The sequence below is a fragment of the Micromonospora sp. SYSU B005 genome (assembly GCF_055362685.1).
Window position 1 is genome coordinate 74960 of record NZ_JAXCFU010000006.1, and the last position, 17574, is coordinate 92533.

The following is a 17574-nucleotide window of genomic DNA, read 5'->3' on the forward strand; positions in this document are numbered from 1 at the left end:
AGGCAATCGTGCGCACAGGAAGGCGACGACGTGACCACCTCACCTCTCCCCCGGCGGTCCCTGCTGCGCGGCGGCGTGGCCGGCGGACTCGGCATCATGGTGGCCGGCAGCCTGGAGGCGATCGCCGGACCGGCGGCGGCCCGGCCCGCGTGCCGCCCCGCCGTCGGCTACGGCGACCTGGTGCCGGACCCGGCCGGCCTGCTGGCGCTGCCGCCGGGCTTCTCCTACACGGTCGTCGCGCAGGCGGGCGCGACGCTGCTGGAGTCCGGGCAGCCCACCCCGAGCGACGCGGACGGCACCGGCTGCTTCCGCGGCCCGCACGGCTCGGTGCTGGTGAACAACCACGAGATCGGCGGCGACGAGCCGTACCCGGTGCCTGCGCTGCCGGGACTCACCTACGACCCGGGCGCCCGCGGCGGCACCACCACCATCGAGGTGGACCGGCACGGGCGGCGGCTGCGCGAGTACGTGAGCGTGGCCGGCACGCACAACAACTGCGCCGGTGGCATCACCCCGTGGGGCACGTGGCTGACCTGCGAGGAGACCGAGCAGCGGGCCGGTGGGCGGTATCTGAAGGACCACGGGTACGTCTTCGAGGTCGACCCGCACGACAGGTCCGCCAACACCGGCCCGGTGCCGCTGACGTTCCTCGGGCGGTACTCCCACGAGGCCGTCGCAGTCGACCCGTACACCCACTCGATCTACCTGACCGAGGACGCGAGCGGGCCCAACGGCCTGTACTTCCGGTGGACGCCGCCGCCCGGCTTCCGGGCCGGCAAGGGCGCGCTGCGGGCGCTCGCCCAGCGGCCCGACGGCGGCACCGCCGGCAGCCTCGCCGCGATGCGCTGCCTGCGCGGCGACACGCACGTGGCCGACCTGTCCGAGGCCACCACACCCGGCACCCGCTACCGGGTCCAGTGGGTCGAGGTACCCGACCGCGACGCCCGCACCGTGTCGGTACGCAAGCAGTTCACCGACGCGGAGGTGACCCGCAGCCGCAAGCTGGAGGGCGCCTGGTGGGGCGACGGCGGCGCGTACTTCGTGGCCAGCTACGCCCGGCACGACGACGGCAGCGCCAACGAGCACGACGGGCAGGTGTGGTTCTACGACCCGCGCCGGCAGACGGTCACGCTGAAGACCATCTTCGGGGTGAACAACGACCCGGAGGCCGACACCGGCAACTACGACGGGCCGGACAACATCACCGTCTCGCCGTACGGCGGGGTGATCCTGGCCGAGGACGGCGAGGGCGTGTCGCACCTGGTCGGCGTCACCGAGCAGGGCACTGCGTATCCGCTGGCGCGCAACGAGCTGAACGACAGCGAGTTCACCGGGCCGACGTTCAGCGCGGACGGGAGGACGCTGTTCGCCAACATCCAGTCGCCGGGGTACGTGTTCGCGATCACCGGACCGTGGGGGCGGCCGGGTAACGGGCACCGCTGACGGGACTGCGAGCGGCCGGCGGTTCCCGTGTGGGAGCCGCCGGCCGACACATCCGCTCAGCCCGGAAAGGCGATGACGGGAAGGTCTCCCCCGTCGCCGTAGGCTTTGCCCTCGCTGGTCAGCACACTTGCGTGATGGTCGAGAACGGCCATCACCGCTGCCGCGAGATCGACCCGGCCGGTGATCCTGCGCCAGTAGGCCAACTCCTGCCAGTCCTCGCCCCAGGTCGGCAGAACCGCGCAGGCGGGACGCGCCAACAGCCGGTGCAGCACCGCTCGGTCGCCCGGGTCGTCGATCACGGCCAAGGCCTCGGCCACGACGACCGCCGGTACGCCGAAGCGCACCCCGTCGTGCGCGACCTCGTGCAGCGGCTCGGCCACATGCATCGAACCGGCCACGTAGCCGACCAACGCCGACCGGTCCAACACCAGGCGGACCGGCGGTTCCTCAGTGGTCATGCCGCCGGTGCCTGACGGTCGGTCTCGCCGACCATCTCCCGTGCCGCCCGGCGCGAACGCTCTCGCAGAGCCTGACGGCGACCGGGCGACCACTCCTGCTCCACCTGCGCGCGCTGCGCCCGGGCACGTGCACGCCCCTGCGCGGAAACGGTCATCCCGCGCCGGGCCAACTCGGCATCGAGGTCCTCGGCGCGCATCCGTGCCCGCACGGCGTCGACGACGTAGGCGCTGGCGTTCGGCTCGCGTTCCAAACGCTCCGCGACATCCGCAGGCAGCGAGAACGACTTCTTGCTCACCGGTCCGGTCACACCCAGGATGCTATCGGATCGCACCAGCGACGGGCCGCGCCACGCGGGATCATCTTGGCCCAAACCTCCCAACCGGGCATGTTCGGCCGAGCGCGGCGCTGATCGCGGCAAAGCAGCGACACCGATAGCAGCGTGGGTCGCCCGTACGTGCCGATCATCGGTACGCTCTGAGCAGGGCCGATGAAGGAGGTGTCCCCCGATGGCCAACGCACACGACATCGCTGCGGCAGTGCTCGCCGAGGTCGGTCGCGTCACGGCGATGAAGCTGGAGAAGCTCGTCTACTACTGCCAGGGGTGGCACCTGGCCCGCACCGGAGCACCGCTGTTCGCCGAGCCGATCGAGGCCTGGCGGGAAGGCCCTGTCGTCCCCCTGCTCTACCGGCAGCACCGCCAGCAGCTCTACGTGTCGGATTGGCCGCTCGGGGATGCCTCCCGGCTCACGGACGCCCAGCTCGACTGTGTCCGCTGGGTCACCCGCGAGTACGGCAGATTCTCGGCGGCCGAGTTGTCGACCATGACGCACAACGAGCTGCCGTGGCGAGCCGCTCGGGGGGCGCTGCCCGAGTCCGCCAGTTCCTCCGAACATCTCGACACCGACCTGATGCGTACCTACTACGCGAGGCAGATGGCGAGCACGGAGACAGCGGTTGCCCTGGCCACCGCGAACGCCGCGATCGAGGGCGAGGAGTTCGACGAGGACTGGCAGGAACGCCTCCGCGATGTGGCCTCGGGTCTGGTGAGCGCTGAGGATCTGATCGCCGAAGAGATCGCCCGCCTTCGCGGATGACCGATCCGTACTGCTGGCCGGGTACGGACTGCCTGGCCAACAAGCTGGGCCTGAGGGATGCCGCCGCCCTGCGCTACGCCGAGTTTCGCCTCGTCTCGATCCGGGACGTGCAGGCCGCTCGGACCATCATCCCGGGCAACTATGGTCTGGGCCATCTCCAGGCGTTCCACCGCCATCTCTTCGGTGACGTGTACGAGTGGGCGGGCCAGACCCGTACTGTCGACATCAGTAAGCCCGGGGCCCGTTTCTGCCACTGGCGGTTCATCGACGACCAGGTGAGTACCGTCCTCGCCGGGCTGGCCGAGGACGGCTTCCTGCTCGGGTTGAGGCGCGAGGCGTTCGTCGAGTCGCTCGCCCACTACTACGGGGAGCATCGTGTCGCCCTGTCGATCTACCTGTGTGGGCAGCTCTATGACGCAGCCCACGAGCTACATCGCCTCAACCCGTACGAGGCTCCCAGCCCACAAGTGTTGTTCGCTCGATTCGTCGGCTGGGCACGGCCGTGCCCGCCACTTCCTCCCGCGCAGAGCAGCCCTTGATGCGTCACGTCGACAGATGGCCGGGCGACGAGACGGATCAGTTCACACGGGCCGGCGGGCGCAGGCCGTCGAGTGCGATGGCCAGGACGCGGTCGCGCTGGGCCGGGTCCGGGAACTGATATGCGGCCAGCCCGCTGATCAGCCGGATCACGTCGTCGAAGCCGGCGTCCGGCCGGGCCGCGCCGGCCTCCTGGGCGCGGCGCAGCAGCGGCTCGCCGGTCGCGTAGATCTCGGTGCGGCAGCTGCGGAACACCTCGGAGTCGTGCACCAGCTCCTCGGCCAGCGCCCGCTTGGTGGCCACATAGGCGACGAACCGGTGCAGCCAGCCGACCAGGGCGTCCCACGGCGGCTCGTCGGCCAGGTCGGCGGCGGAGGCGCTGAGCGCGCGCACCTCCTCGACGTAGACCGCCTCGAACAGGTCCCGCCGCTGGGGGAAGTTGCGGTAGAGCGTGCCGATGCCCACGCCCGCCCGGCGGGCGATCTCCTCCAGCGACGCGCCCGCGCCGTGCTCGCCGAAGACCTCGCGGGCGGCGGCGATCAGCGCGTCGTAGTTGCGGCGGGCGTCGGCCCGTTTCGGGCGGCGGGAGAAGACCTCACCGGGCACGTCGGCGTCGGTCATGACGCGCGTCACCCCTTCCGTCTTGCAACCGGAGGCACCCCTCCGCTAGGTTAATGGAGGCAAGCCTCCGGTTACTGACCGGAGCCACCCCTCCGGATAGCTTACTCCGGACTTCCGGCCGCCCTCCGGCCACGCGATCCTCGCGCCACGACACGGACCCGGGAGGTCCCACCATGCCCGCCGACCGCTGAGCGCCCGCACAACCCGGCCGCCACCGCCGCACGACCGCGCGAGCGGCCCCCAGTCTCGTACCGACAACGGGGAGTTCTCCCACATGATCCACTCGTCAGGGCGCGGCTCGCGCCGGCTCACCTTCCTCGTGCTGGCCGCCGGCACCGGATTCTTCGCGATGCTCCAGTCGCTGATCACGCCGGTGCTGCCCACCATCCAGCACGACCTGCACACCTCGCCCAACACGGTGACCTGGGTGCTCACCGCCTACCTGCTCTCCGCGTCCGTCTTCACGCCGATCATCGGCCGCGTCGGCGACATGGTCGGCAAGGAGAAGACGCTCGTCTTCTCGCTCGCCGCGCTCGCGCTGGGCTGCCTGCTGGCAGCCGTCGCCCCCAGCATCGGCGTGCTGATCGCCGCCCGCGTGGTGCAGGGCATCGGCGGCGCCGTCTTCCCGCTCTCGTTCGGCATCATCCGCGACGAGTTCCCGGCCGCCCGGGTCAGCTCGGCCGTGGCCTCGATCTCCGCGGTCGTGGCCGTCGGCGGCGGGCTGGGCGTGGTGCTGGCCGGGCCGATCGTGGCCACGCTGGGCTACCGGTGGCTGTTCTGGATCCCGCTGGTGGTGGTCGGCCTGACCGCGCTCGCCGCGCACCGGTTCGTGCCACGCTCGCCGGTACGCACCCCGGGCCGGATCAACTGGCTCAGCGCCGTACTCCTGTCCGGCTGGCTGGTGGCGCTGCTGCTGCCGGTCAGCAAGGGCGCCGCGTGGGGCTGGGGCTCCGGCCGGGTGGTCGGACTGCTGACGCTGGCCGCGGTGCTCGCGGCCGCCTGGCTGGCGACCGAGGCCCGCGCCGCGAACCCGCTGATCGACCTGCGGATGATGCGCCTGCCGGCGGTCTGGACCACGAACCTCGTCGGGTTGCTCTACGGCGCCTCGATGTTCGCCGTGTACGCGTTCCTGCCGCAGTTCGCGCAGATCCCGACCAGCGCCGGCTACGGCTTCGGCGCCAGCGTCACCCAGGCCGGGCTGCTGATGCTGCCGATGCTCGTCGGCATGTTCGTGGCCGGCCTGCTGGCCGGACGGCTGCAGTCCCGGTTCAGCGCCAAGGCGCAGCTGAGCACCGGCGCGGTGTTCAACGTGGCGGCCGCCGCCATGCTGACCGTCGCGCACGACACCCGCTGGCAGGTCGGGATCGCCGGTGGCCTGGTCGGCCTCGGCATCGGGCTGGCGTTCGCCTCGATGGCGAACCTGATCGTGGCGAACGTGCCGGCCGGGCAGACCGGCGCGGCGACCGGCATGAACGCCAACATCCGTACCATCGGCGGCGCGATCGGCGCGGCGCTCGCCAGTGCCGTGATCACCGCGAATCCGCAGCCGAGCGGGCTGCCCCGGGAGGCCGGTTTCACGGCGGGCTTCCTGCTGCTCACCGGCATCTCGGTGGCGGCGGCGCTGGCCGCGCTCGCCGTACCCTCCGGCCGCCGCCGGTGGCCCCGGCGGCGGATCGGGCCGGCGGTGCCGGACCTGGCGCCGGCCGCGGAGCTGGTCCCGGCCCGCTGACCTGAGCCCTCTCGTTCCGCAGATCTTGGTACGCGGGCGCCCCTTGCGGGGCGTGCGCGTACCAAGATCTCGCCTAGCGTGGTGCGACGCGGCAGCCGGGGTCGGGTCCGGTGTCGGCCACGCCGCAGTGGAACACCTCGACCGGGGCGGCGTCCACGTCGGGCACCTTCGCCACGGTGAGCAGCGCCAGCCGCTTCGCCACCGGTTCGCCGGAGTCCGGGGCGTACCGGATGAGGCCGCTGACCCCCGGGTAGCCGCCGGCGGCGTTCTGCCGCAGCACCTCGGCGTGCACCCCGACCGGGTTGACCGAGCGGGGCTCCCAGCGGCGGCCGGTGTCGGCGTGGCGCAGGCGGGCGGCGAGGCTCTCCAGCGCGCGTACCGTCATCATGGTGGCGTCGTAGGCCAGGCTGACCCGCTCGCCGACCGGCGGACCGGTCCCGGCGCGGCATCGGGGCGGGTCGAGCAGGCCGTCCGCGCCGATCCAGGTGAGGAAACTGCCCCGGGCGTCGTCGCGCCCGGCCTGCGGGGCCCGCAGCGACGCGCAGGTGGCCAGCGCGGCTTTCGACACGTACGTGACCGGCAGGTTGCCCGGCGCGCTGGCGCGCAGCCCCGGGTTGGCCATGTAGCGGTTCACCGAGTCGTCGGCGACCAGGTGCCGGGGCGGGTTCGCGCCGCACTCCTTGAGCGCGCGCATGAACCCGTCGAACTCCGACCAGCGGCCGGCGAAGAAGAGCATCCCCGGGTAGCCGCACTCCTGGGTGAGCCGCCGCCCGCTGCGCCACTCGTCGAGCCGGGTGATCCGGTCGCCGAAGCGTTCCCGCAGGCCGTCGACGAGGGTGGCGACGTACAGGTCGTCGGTGAGCGAGCTGCCCTCGCCGGTGGTCCAGTAGACGTGCGCCTCCCCCACCCGCAGCACCTGCCGGGCGTACGCCTCGACCATCCGGGCCTGGTCCCGGTTCGGCGCCGACATGGCCAGGTAGAGGCTGGAGTTGGCGTCCATCCGGTCGGCGGACAGCGTGGGGGCGAGCACCGGCAGGCCGACCCGGTTGAGTTCGCGCAGCGCCGCCGCCGTGCTGGTGCGGCTGTCCACCAGCCCGACCACGCCCAGCACCGTCGGGTCGTCGCGGGCCAGCCCTTCCAGCATCCGTACCGCGTCGTCGGCGTGCCGCATCTGCCGGCCGGCGTTCGCCACCACGATGTGCAGCAGCGCCGCGTCGTCCGCCGCCGCCGACTCCTGGAGCAGGGCGTACTGGGCGGTGGCCATGCCCTCCAGTTCCTCCCGCTCGGAGACGTAGGACTCCTCGTCGGCGCGGGTCCGGTTGCCGGTGAGGCTGCCCAGGTAGACAAGCGTCAGGTAGGGGCGGCGGTGCTCGCTGCGCCGCCACACCTCCTCGGCGGCCCGATTCTGGGCGAAGATGCGCCGCTGCACGGCGCGCAGCCGGTCCTGCCCGGGTTCGCTGTTGAAGACCTGTCCGGCGGTGTCGCTGTAGCCGACGCACTCCCCGCCGACGAGCCGGACGGCGACCCGGTCGGTGGGCCAGGGGCGGCAGTCCGGCGCCCACCGCCCGTGCGCCCACACGCCCAGCCCGGCGACGAGCGCCAGGGCCACCGCGGCGGGCAGGAACCGCCGCGCCCACCAGGGCGGGTCGGGCGCGACAAGGGCCGGCGGGACGCCTCCCACCGGGGCGTCGACGTCCCGGTCGTCCGCCTCCAGCAGCATCAGCCAGGCGCCGGAGCGACGCAGCCGGCGGTTCTCCGGCAGCGCCTCGGCCCACTCCTCGTACGCCTCCTCGGCCTCGGCCAGCGGCCGGGCCGCGGCCGGTTCCGGCGGCGGGTCGGCGGCGACCGCGACGACGAGCAGCGGATCGTTGCGGCCGGTCTCGTTGCGCACCTCGTCGACGAGCCGGACCAGCGTGTGCCCGACGTTGTCCGGCCGCGCGCCGTCGAGCACCAGCACCGGGTAGGCGGTGCGGCGCCAGTCCCCGGGCCGCCAGAACCGCCGCCGGTACGCCAGGCGCAGGTCCTCCAGGAACGCGTGCAGCAGCAGCTTCTCCACCTGGGCCGGGTGTTCGCCGTCGCGCCAGCCGGCGGTGAGCCGCTCGGCGAAGCCGAGGAACGTCACCGACTGCCGGGGCGCCAGGTACTGCTGGCGCATGAACCAGCGGTACTGCCGTCCGACGAGCGGCACCCGGCCGGAGACGGCGATCCGGAACACGACGCCGGGTACGGCCCGCCACAGCAGCCAGAGCAGCAGGTGCAGCGCGGCGCCGAGGCCGGAGTCGCCGCCGACCTGGGGGTCCTCTCCGGCACGCCGTCCTCGCCAGTCCCGTAGCCGGCGCACCAGCGCGGCCCGGCCGCTGTCGGCGGCGTCCAGGTCCACGGCGAGCGTCTGGTGCATCAGCCAGTCGGCCAGCGGGTAGTGCCGGAACCGCAGCCGGGGCGCGCCGAACGCCTCCACGGAGAGCTGCCGGTGCAGCTCGCGCAGCACGGCCGCGACGTCGTCGCCGGCGGGCCGGCCGGTCAGGTCCAGCACGGCGTGCGGTACCCGCCGCCCGGCCCGGCGCGCCGCGAAACGCCGTAGCAGGGCCGCGACCGCGCCGTCCCCGGTGGGCCGGACCAGCCAGAGCAGTGGGAGCCGGCGGTCACCGCGGCGTGGACGCCGCAGCAGCCGGGCCAGCAGGGTGAGCAGTTCCGGGCCGCCGGCCGGGAGTTGCTCGCGGACCGGCCGCGGCCGGGTCACCGGTTCGCGCATGGTCACCTCCGGGTCACACGGGGTGTCGCACCATTGTCGACGTTCGATGCAACCCGGCACGGCGGGGCCCCGCTCGACGGACGGGTGTCGAGCGGGGCCCCTCCTCGCGTGCGGATCAGCCGATGGCGGCGGTCAGCGCGGCCAGGTAGCCGTAGCGGTAGCCGTTCGCGTTCGGGTGGTACGCCTCGATGACACCGCTGACGTCACGGATCCACGGGTCGGCGGCGCACACGCCGTGCCCGGCGAAGAACGGCCGCGCGTCGACGAAGGTGCCGCCGGCGGCGGCGGCCCGGCCGGAGATGACGCCGTTGAGCGTGTCGGCGGCCTGGTTGAGGATGGTGCGCTTGTAGCTGCTCATGGCGAGCAGTCCACAGGAGCCGGTCTCGAACAGCCGCGGGTAGCCGAGCACCACCAGCCGGGCGTTCGGGGCCCGGTTGCGGATCGCGGTGTACGTGGCGTCGAGCCGGGCGGGCAGCGTGGCGGTGGCGAACGCCTTCGACTCGTTCACCGCGCTCTCGCAGCTGGACGTGCTGCCGAAGCGGCAACTGGTCATCACGTCGGCGAAGCCGGCGTCGTTGCCGCCGATGGTGATGGTGACCAGCGTGGTGCTGCTGCTGAGCTGGCCGACCTGGTTGGCCAGCACGTCGGCGGTGACCGCGCCGCCGCAGGCCGGGAACTTGAAGCTGGTGACCGAATGGGCGGCGGCCCAGAGCGGGGCGTACGACTTCTGGCTGCGCAGGCAGGTGGACAGGTCGTACGGGCCGGCGCCGACCCCGGAGGAGTAGGAGTCGCCGAGGGCGACGTAGTTGACGGTGGCCGCCCGGGCGGCGCCGGGCAGGAGCACGGCGCCGAGGACGGCCGCCAGGAGGGCGGCGAACGCGGTACGGACGCGACGGGGCATGGCAGAGCCTCCACGGTGCAGGGGTGGTGGAGCCCGTTGACCGCGCGCGTGGCCGAGGGATCGGTGCTGTTACTGGTCGGTAATGCTATCGAAACATCCGTCGAAATTGAATAGCCCCGATCGACCGGACAGGACAGATACGTTCACATGTGTCGATTAGCTTGACGGTGACGACACCCGACGGAGGGAGTCCCACCGTGCGACGCGCACTCACGGCGGCCATCGCCGCCCTGACCCTCACCACGGCCGGCACCACAGTGACCGGTGCCCCCGGCCAGGCCGCCCCCACCGGATGGGGCCGGCCGCAACCCGCGGCGGCCACCCCGACGCCGGGCAGCCCCGGGCTGGGCGACAGCTACTTCCCCGACTACGGCAACGGCGGCTACGACGTCGGCCACTACGACATACGGCTGCGCTACGAGCCGGCCACCGACCGGCTCAGCGGCACCACCACGATCCTCGCCACCGCCACCAAGGACCTGTCCCGGTTCAACCTGGACTTCGCACTCGACGTCGAGTCGGTGCGGGTCAACGGGTGGGTCGCCGGCTTCACCCGGGCCGGCGACCACGAGCTGGTGATCACCCCGGCCCGGCCGCTGACGAAGGGCCAGCAGCTCACCGTCGTGGTGAGGTACGCCGGCGTGCCGTCGCAGACCACCGTCTACGGCTACACCGCCTGGACCCGTACCGCCGACGGGGCGCTCGCCGTCAACGAGCCCGAGTCGGCCTGGTGGTGGTACCCGAGCAACGACCACCCGAAGGACAAGGCCACCTGGGACGTCTCGGTGTCCGTGCCCACCGGTGTCGAGGTGATCAGCAACGGCGTGCAGCCGCGCGACCCGCTGCCCGAGGCCGGCAACCGCACCCGGTGGAGCTGGCGCAGCGTCAGGCCCGGTGCCACCTACCAGGCGTTCCTCGCGATCGGGCAGTACGACATCGTCACCGGCACCGCACCGAACGGGCAGCCGGTGGTGAACGCGTACAGCACCACGCTCGGCGAGCGCCTGCCGGCCGCGCGGGCCAGCATCGAACGCACCGCCGAGATCGTCGACTGGGAGAGCGGGCTGTTCGGCCCGTACCCGTTCGAGGCGCAGGGCGGCGTGGCCGGGCCGGTCGACGGCATCGGCTTCGCCCTGGAGACACAGACCCGCCCGGTGTACGGGCCCGGCTTCTGGCGGCGCGGCGCCAACACGTACGTGGTGGTGCACGAGAACGCCCACCAGTGGTTCGGCGACTCGGTGTCGGTGGCGGACTGGCGGCACATCTGGCTCAACGAGGGCTTCGCCTCGTACGCCGAGTGGCTCTGGTCCGAGGAGCAGGGCGAGGGCACCGCGCAGGAGCTGTTCGACTTCACCTACGACAGCTACCCGGCCGACTCCGAGTTCTGGCAGGTACGCCCCGGCGCCCCAGGCCCCAGCGGGATCTTCGACGACGCCGTCTACGACCGCGGCGCGATGGCGCTGCACCAGATCCGGCTCGCCGTCGGCGACACCGCGTTCTTCCGCATCCTGCGCACCTGGACGGCCAAGCGGCAGTACGGCAACGGCACCGTCGCGCAGTTCCAGGCGCTCGCCGAGCGGATCTCCGGGCGGGACCTCGACGCGGTGTTCACCACCTGGCTGTTCACGCCCGGCCGGCCCACCGTGGCCGCCGCCGCGCGGACGACCGCCGCACCGGCGCAGCCGGCCTCGTGGGCGAAGATCCGCGCGGCGCACGACCTGCTCGGCCGCTGACCTCCGCCGCCGTCGCGGCGCGTCGTCCGCAGACGGCGGGCCGCGCGGCGGCGGATGTTAAGAAGGGCCCCCTCCTCTACCTGAGGCGTTAAGAGGGGGCCCTTCCTTTCACCTGGCGGCGAGCGGCTGGCGGGCCGGGTCGACCGGGGCGGGCAGCTCCCCCACCCCGCCGAGGTACGTGTGGATCGCCGCCGCGGCGGCGCGTCCCTCGGCGATCGCCCAGACGATCAGCGAGGCCCCCCGGTGCATGTCACCGGCGACGAAGACACCGTCGGCGGCCTGCCAGTCGGGGCCGGAGTCGATCGCGCCCCGGCGGTTGCGGGTCACCCCGAACTGGGCCAGCAGCGGCTGCTCCTCGGTGCCCTCGAAGCCGATGGCGAGCAGCACCAGGTCGGCCGGGATCTCCCGCTCGGAGTCGGGCAGCGGGGTGACGATGCGGCGACCGTCCACCTTCTCCACTGTCACCTCGGCGATCCGGACCGCGCGGACCTGGCCGGTGCCGTCGTCCACGAACTCCTGCACCGCGACGGCGAAGACCCGCTCGCCGCCCTCCTCGTGCGCCGGATAGTTGCGCAGCACCCAGGGCCACGTCGGCCACGGGTCCCGCGCCGCGTCGCGCTCGGCCGGCGGCTCCGGGTAGAGGTCGAGCTGGTGGACGCCCGCCGCGCCCTGCCGGTGCGCCACACCGAGGCAGTCCGCGGCGGTGTCGCCACCGCCGATGATCACCACGTGCTTGCCGGCGGCGTCGATCGGCGTACCGTCGGGCAGCGTGGCGAGCGCGGGCCGCCCGTCCCCGGCGGCGGCCACCACCCGGTTCGCGGCGACCAGGTGCGCCATCGCCTGGTGCACGCCGCGCAGCGCCCGGCCGGGCGTCTCCGGGGTGTCGCGCCCCTGCAACGCGCCGCAGGCCAGCAGCACCGCGTCGTGCTCGGCGCGCACCTGCTCGGCGGTCACGTCGACGCCCACCTCGACACCGGTCCGGAACCGCACACCCTCGGCGGTGAGCTGGGCCAGCCGCTTGTCGATGTGCTGCTTCTCCAGCTTGAAGTCGGGGATGCCGTAGCGGAGCAGGCCGCCGATCGCGTCGTCGCGCTCGTACACGGTGACCGTGTGACCGGCGCGGGCGAGCTGCTGCGCGGCGGCCAGCCCGGCCGGACCGGAGCCGACCACCGCCACCGACCGGCCGGTCGGGGCGGACGCGGGCCGGGGCCGCAGACCGTCGCGGGCCACGGCCGCGTCGGCGATCTCCACCTCGACCTGCTTGATGGTGACCGGCTGCTGGCCGCCGAGGCCGAGCACGCAGGCCGCCTCGCACGGCGCCGGGCAGAGCCGGCCGGTGAACTCGGGGAAGTTGTTCGTGGCGTGCAGCGACTCCACCGCGGCGTCCCAGTTGCCGGTGCGGACCAGATCGTTCCAGTCCGGGATGCGGTTGCCCAGCGGGCAGCCGTCGTGGCAGAACGGGATGCCGCAGTCCATGCACCGGGTGGCCTGCTCGCGGATCAGCTCCTCACCGGCCGGCGGGTAGACCTCCCGCCAGTCGGAGATGCGTACCGGCACCGGACGGCGGGCCGGCAGCCGCCGGTCGTAGCGCAGGAAACCGTTCGGGTCAGGCACGAGCCACCTCCTGGGCGACCGCCCGGGGCGCGGGCGGTACCGGCGCGGCCGACGGCACGCTGAGCGCGCTCATCACCGCGTCGTCGACGTCTCGGCCGGCGGCTTCGGCGGCCCGCATGATCTCCATGACCCGGCGGTAGTCCCGGGGCACCACCGCGGTGAACTCCTCCACCGCCTGCGGCCAGCGCTTGAGCAGGTCCTCGGCGACCGCCGAGTCCGTCTCGGCGAAGTGCCGCTGGACCAGCTCGTGCAGCCGGTCGCGTTCCTCGTCGCGCAGCGGCGCCAGGTCGACCAGCTCGGCGTTCACCAGCCGCTGGTCGAGCCGGTGCACGAACGCGGTGCCACCGGACATGCCGGCGGCGAAGTTGCGCCCGGTCGGCCCGAGCACCACGACGGTGCCGCCGGTCATGTACTCGCAGCCGTGGTCGCCGAGGCCCTCGACCACCGCGACCGCGCCGGAGTTGCGCACCGCGAACCGCTCCCCCACCCGGCCGCGCAGGTACACCTCGCCGCCGGTGGCGCCGTACAGGATGGTGTTGCCGGCGATGATCTGGTCCTCGGCGCGGCGGCCCGGCGTGGCGTCCACGCCGACGAACGGCGCGTCGGCGTCCGGCCGGACCACGATCCGGCCGCCGGACAGTCCCTTGCCGACGTAGTCGTTGGCGTCGCCGTACAGACGCAGCGTGACCCCGCGCGGCAGGAACGCGCCGAACGACTGGCCGGCGGTGCCGCGCAGCCGGAACTCGATCGTGTCGTCGGGCAGGCCGTCGCCGCCGAATCGGCGGGTCACCTCGCCGCCGAGCATCGCGCCGACGCTGCGGTGCTCGTTGCGGACCTCGACCTCGACCCGGACCGGGGTACCGTCGCGCAGCGCCGGCCCGGCCAGCTCGATGAGCCGGTTGTCCAGCGCCGCGTCGAGGCCGTGGTCCTGGGCGCGTACGCCCCGGCGGGCCGCACCCTCGGGCAGCTCCGGCAGGTGCAGCACGCGGCTCAGGTCGAGCCCGTGGCCCTTCCAGTGGTCGATCGCGCCGGCCACGTCGAGCAGCTCGGTGTGGCCGATCGCCTCGTCGATGCTGCGGAAGCCCAGCTCGGCGAGGTAGCCGCGGACCTCCTCGGCGAGGAACAGGAAGAAGTTCTCCACGAACTCCGGCTTGCCGGTGAAGCGCTCGCGCAGCACCGGGTTCTGGGTGGCGATGCCGACCGGACAGGTGTCCAGGTGGCACACCCGCATCATCACGCAGCCCTCGACGATCAGCGGCGCGGTGGCGAAGCCGAACTCCTCGGCGCCGAGCAGCGCCGCGATCAGCACGTCCCGGCCGGTCTTGAGCTGGCCGTCGACCTGCACGGTGACCCGGTCGCGCAGCTTGTTGAGCAGCAGCGTCTGCTGCGCCTCGGCCAGGCCCATCTCCCACGGGGTGCCGGCGTGCTTGAGCGAGTTGAGCGGGGACGCGCCGGTGCCGCCGTCGTGCCCGGAGATCAGGATGACGTCGGCCTTGAGCTTGGCCACACCCGCCGCGACGGTGCCCACGCCCACCTCGCTGACCAGCTTGACGTGCACCCGGGCGGCCGGGTTGACGCACTTCAGGTCGTGGACGAGCTGGGCCAGGTCCTCGATGGAGTAGATGTCGTGGTGCGGCGGTGGGGAGATCAGGCCGACGCCGGGGGTGGCGTGCCGGGTGCGGGCGATCCACGGCCAGACCTTGTTGCCCGGTAGCTGCCCGCCCTCGCCGGGCTTCGCGCCCTGCGCCATCTTGATCTGCAGGTCGTCGGCGTTGACCAGGTATTCGCTTGTCACGCCGAACCGGCCGCTGGCGATCTGCTTGACCGCGGAGCGGCGCTCCGGGTCGTGCAGCCGCTCGACGTCCTCGCCGCCCTCGCCGGTGTTGGACTTGCCGCCGAGCCGGTTCATCGCGATGGCGAGCGTCTCGTGCGCCTCCGCCGAGATCGACCCGTACGACATGGCGCCGGTGGCGAAGCGCTTGACGATCTCGGAGGCCGGCTCGACCTCGTCCAGCGGCACCGCCGGGCGTACGCCGGTGCGCAGCGTGAACAGCCCGCGCAGCGAGCCCGCCTGCGCGGCCAGCTCGTCGACCTTGGCGGTGTACTGCCGGAACACGTCGTACTGGCGGCTGCGGGTGGCGTGCTGGAGCAGGAAGACCGTCTCCGGGTTGAACAGGTGCAGCTCACCCTCGCGGCGCCACTGGTACTCGCCGCCGACCTCCAGCCGGTCGGTGGCCTGCGCGCCCGGCGCCGGCCAGGCCCGCGCGTGCCGGGCCGCCACCTCGGCGTGGATCTCGTTCAGGCCGATGCCGCCGATGGTGCTCGGCGTGCCGCGGAAGTACCTGTGGACCAGGCGGGTGTCCAGGCCGACCGCCTCGAACACCTGCGCGCCGCAGTACGACGACACGGTCGAGATGCCCATCTTCGACATGATCTTCAGGACGCCCTTGCCGAGCGCCTTGACGTAGTTGCGGACCGCCTTCACCCGGTCGACGCCGGCCAGCACGCCGGTGGAGATCATGTCCTCCACCGACTCGAAGGCCAGGTACGGGTTGACCGCCGCCGCGCCGTACCCGATCAGCACCGCGGCGTGGTGCACCTCGCGGCAGTCGCCGGACTCGACGATCAGCGCCACCTGGGTGCGGGTCTGCTCGCGGACCAGGTGCTGGTGCACCGCGGCGGTGAGCAGCAGCGACGGGATCGGCGCCAGGTCGGCGTTGGAGTCCCGGTCGGAGAGCACCAGGATGCGGACGCCGTCCTCGATCGCCTCGGAGACGTGCCGGCAGATCTCGGTCAGCCGGGCCTTGATGCCGGCGCCGCCGTCGCGCAGGCGGTAGAGCCCGGAGACCCGCACCGCCTTGAAGCCGGGCAGGTCGCCGTCCTCGTCGATGGAGAGGATCTTGGCCAGCTCGTCGTTGTCGATCACCGGGTACGGCAGCACGATCTGCCGGCAGCTCGCCGGGCCCGGGTCGAGCAGGTTGCCCTCCGGCCCGATGGTGGACGCCAGGCTGGTCACCAGCTCCTCCCGGATGGCGTCCAGCGGCGGGTTGGTGACCTGCGCGAAGAGCTGATGGAAGTAGTCGTAGAGCAGCCGCGGCCGGGTGGACAGCGGGGCGATCGGCGTGTCCGTGCCCATCGAGCCGATCGGCTCGGCGCCGGTGCGGGCCATCGGGCCGAGCAGGATCTTCAGCTCCTCCTCGGTGTAGCCGAACGTCTGCTGACGGCGGCGTACCGAGTCGTGGGTGTAGACGGTGTGCTCGCGCGGCGGCAGGTCGTCCAGCTCGATCAGACCGGCGTGCAGCCACTCCTGGTACGGCTGCTCGGCGGCCAGCTCGGTCTTGATCTCGTCGTCGGAGACGATCCGGCCGTTGACGGTGTCGACGAGGAACATCTTGCCGGGCTGGAGCCGGCCCTTGGCGACCACGGTGGCCGGGTCGAGGTCGAGCACGCCCGCCTCGCTGCCGAGCACCACCAGGCCGTCGGCGGTGTGCCACCAGCGGCCCGGGCGCAGGCCGTTGCGGTCCAGCACCGCGCCGACGATCTCGCCGTCGGTGAACGCAACGGACGCCGGGCCGTCCCACGGCTCCATCAGGCTGGCGTGGAAGCGGTAGAACGCGCGCTTGTCGGCGCGCATGTCCGGGGCGTTCTCCCACGCCTCGGGGATCATCATGAGCACCGCGTGCGGCAGGCTCCGCCCGGCCAGGTGCAGCAGTTCCAGCACCTCGTCGAAGTTGGCCGAGTCGGACGCGGCGGGGGTGCACACCGGGAAGACACGGCGGATGTTGCCGGGGATGCTCGGGCTGCGCAGCAGCGCCTCGCGGGCCTGCATCCAGTTCCGGTTGCCCCGGATCGTGTTGATCTCGCCGTTGTGCGCGATGAACCGGTACGGGTGCGCCAGCGGCCAGGACGGGAACGTGTTCGTGGAGAAGCGCGAGTGCACCAGCGCGATGGCGCTGACCACCCGCTCGTCGGTCAGCTCCGGGTAGAACGCGGGGAGCTGGTCCGGGGTGAGCATGCCCTTCCACACCATGGTGCGGCCGGACAGCGACGGGAAGTATGCCGGCACGCCTCGCTCGGCGGTCTCCCGCTCGACCTGCTTGCGCAGGCAGAACGCCACCCGGTCCAGGTCGAGCCCGGTCAGCGGGGAGCCGGCCGGGCCGGTCGGCGAGTCGGTCAGCCGGTGCGCGGCGACGAACAGCTGCCGGACCCGGGGCATGGCCGCGAGCGCGGTCTCCCCCAGGCCGGACGGGTCGGTCGGCACCTCGCGCCAGCCGAGCACGTCGGCGCCCTCGACCAGCGCGTACTTGTCCACCACCTGGCGGGCGCGGGCCTCGGCCGCGTCGTCGTCGGGCAGGAACACCAGGCCGGTGGCGTACTGGCCGGCCGGGGGCAGCGGGAAGTCGACGGTGGCGCGCAGGAACGCGTCCGGCACCTGGATCATGATGCCGGCGCCGTCCCCGGTGTTGTGCTCCGCGCCCCGGGCTCCCCGGTGGTCCAGCCGGCACAGCGCCCCGAGGCCGTTCGCGACGACCTGGTGCGAGCGCCGCCCGTGCAGGTCGGCCACGAAGGCCACGCCGCAGGCGTCGTGCTCGTACGCGGGGTCGTAGAGCCCGGTCGTCCGCGGGGCCGACTGCGGGCTGTGAGGGTACGGAAAGGCCACCGGGCCTCCTGTCGACACTCAGGATGGATCA

12 protein-coding genes are annotated in these 17574 nt (G+C 73.0%); 5 read left to right on the forward strand and 7 right to left on the reverse strand.

All coding sequences use genetic code 11. From position 1 onward, the window contains the following. Positions 1-30 precede the first annotated feature (30 nt). Positions 31-1443, forward strand: coding sequence for an alkaline phosphatase PhoX (locus tag SM452_RS15870; RefSeq protein ID WP_463840175.1), 1413 nt, complete (start codon positions 31-33; stop codon positions 1441-1443). A gap of 56 nt (positions 1444-1499) precedes the next feature. On the opposite strand, the gene SM452_RS15875 is transcribed toward SM452_RS15870, so the two are convergent. Next, positions 1500-1901 carry a hypothetical protein gene (locus SM452_RS15875; RefSeq protein ID WP_355509058.1) on the reverse strand — a complete coding sequence of 134 codons (402 nt, stop codon included), beginning with the start codon at positions 1899-1901 and terminating at the stop codon, positions 1500-1502. After that, complete coding sequence (locus tag SM452_RS15880; protein ID WP_269704949.1) at positions 1898-2209, reverse strand: hypothetical protein; 312 nt, start codon at positions 2207-2209, stop codon at positions 1898-1900. Before SM452_RS15880 ends, SM452_RS15875 begins: the two co-directional genes overlap by 4 nt. A 199-nt stretch (positions 2210-2408) precedes the next feature. Between SM452_RS15880 and SM452_RS15885 the strand changes: the two genes are divergently transcribed. Then, positions 2409-2996, forward strand: coding sequence for a Panacea domain-containing protein (locus SM452_RS15885; RefSeq protein WP_463840176.1), 588 nt, complete (start codon positions 2409-2411; stop codon positions 2994-2996). Continuing rightward, complete coding sequence (locus SM452_RS15890) at positions 2993-3535, forward strand: Fic/DOC family protein (protein ID WP_463840177.1); 543 nt, start codon at positions 2993-2995, stop codon at positions 3533-3535. The genes SM452_RS15885 and SM452_RS15890 overlap by 4 nt, the downstream gene beginning before the upstream one ends. Before the next feature lie 37 nt (positions 3536-3572). Here SM452_RS15890 and SM452_RS15895 read toward each other — a convergent pair whose 3' ends face one another. Then, on the reverse strand, positions 3573-4154 hold the full coding sequence (locus tag SM452_RS15895) for a TetR/AcrR family transcriptional regulator (protein ID WP_194801266.1): 582 nt from the start codon (positions 4152-4154) through the stop codon (positions 3573-3575). Positions 4155-4428: 274 nt separating this feature from the next. Between SM452_RS15895 and SM452_RS15900 the strand changes: the two genes are divergently transcribed. After that, positions 4429-5883, forward strand: coding sequence for an MFS transporter (locus SM452_RS15900; RefSeq protein ID WP_262014642.1), 1455 nt, complete (start codon positions 4429-4431; stop codon positions 5881-5883). A gap of 73 nt (positions 5884-5956) precedes the next feature. Here SM452_RS15900 and SM452_RS15905 read toward each other — a convergent pair whose 3' ends face one another. Together SM452_RS15905 and SM452_RS15910 are read right to left on the reverse strand one after the other, a co-directional pair. Then, the gene (locus SM452_RS15905) at positions 5957-8635 is read right to left on the reverse strand and encodes a type 1 periplasmic-binding domain-containing protein (RefSeq protein WP_463840178.1); all 2679 of its coding nucleotides are present in this window, start codon (positions 8633-8635) and stop codon (positions 5957-5959) included. Between the two features lie 115 nt (positions 8636-8750). Continuing rightward, positions 8751-9536: an SGNH/GDSL hydrolase family protein gene (locus SM452_RS15910; RefSeq protein ID WP_262014640.1), complete on the reverse strand. Its 786-nt coding sequence runs from the start codon at positions 9534-9536 to the stop codon at positions 8751-8753. Positions 9537-9733: 197 nt separating this feature from the next. Here SM452_RS15910 and SM452_RS15915 point away from each other — a divergent pair, with 197 nt between their 5' ends. After that, positions 9734-11269, forward strand: a complete 1536-nt coding sequence (locus SM452_RS15915; protein WP_355509046.1) for a M1 family metallopeptidase — start codon at positions 9734-9736, stop codon at positions 11267-11269. 108 nt (positions 11270-11377) lie between these two features. Here the strand turns inward: SM452_RS15915 and SM452_RS15920 are convergent, their stop codons facing one another. Further along, positions 11378-12883, reverse strand: a complete 1506-nt coding sequence (locus SM452_RS15920; RefSeq protein WP_463840179.1) for a glutamate synthase subunit beta — start codon at positions 12881-12883, stop codon at positions 11378-11380. Then, complete coding sequence (gene gltB / locus SM452_RS15925; RefSeq protein ID WP_463840180.1) at positions 12876-17543, reverse strand: glutamate synthase large subunit; 4668 nt, start codon at positions 17541-17543, stop codon at positions 12876-12878. Before gltB ends, SM452_RS15920 begins: the two co-directional genes overlap by 8 nt. Between the last annotated feature and the right edge of the window lie 31 nt (positions 17544-17574).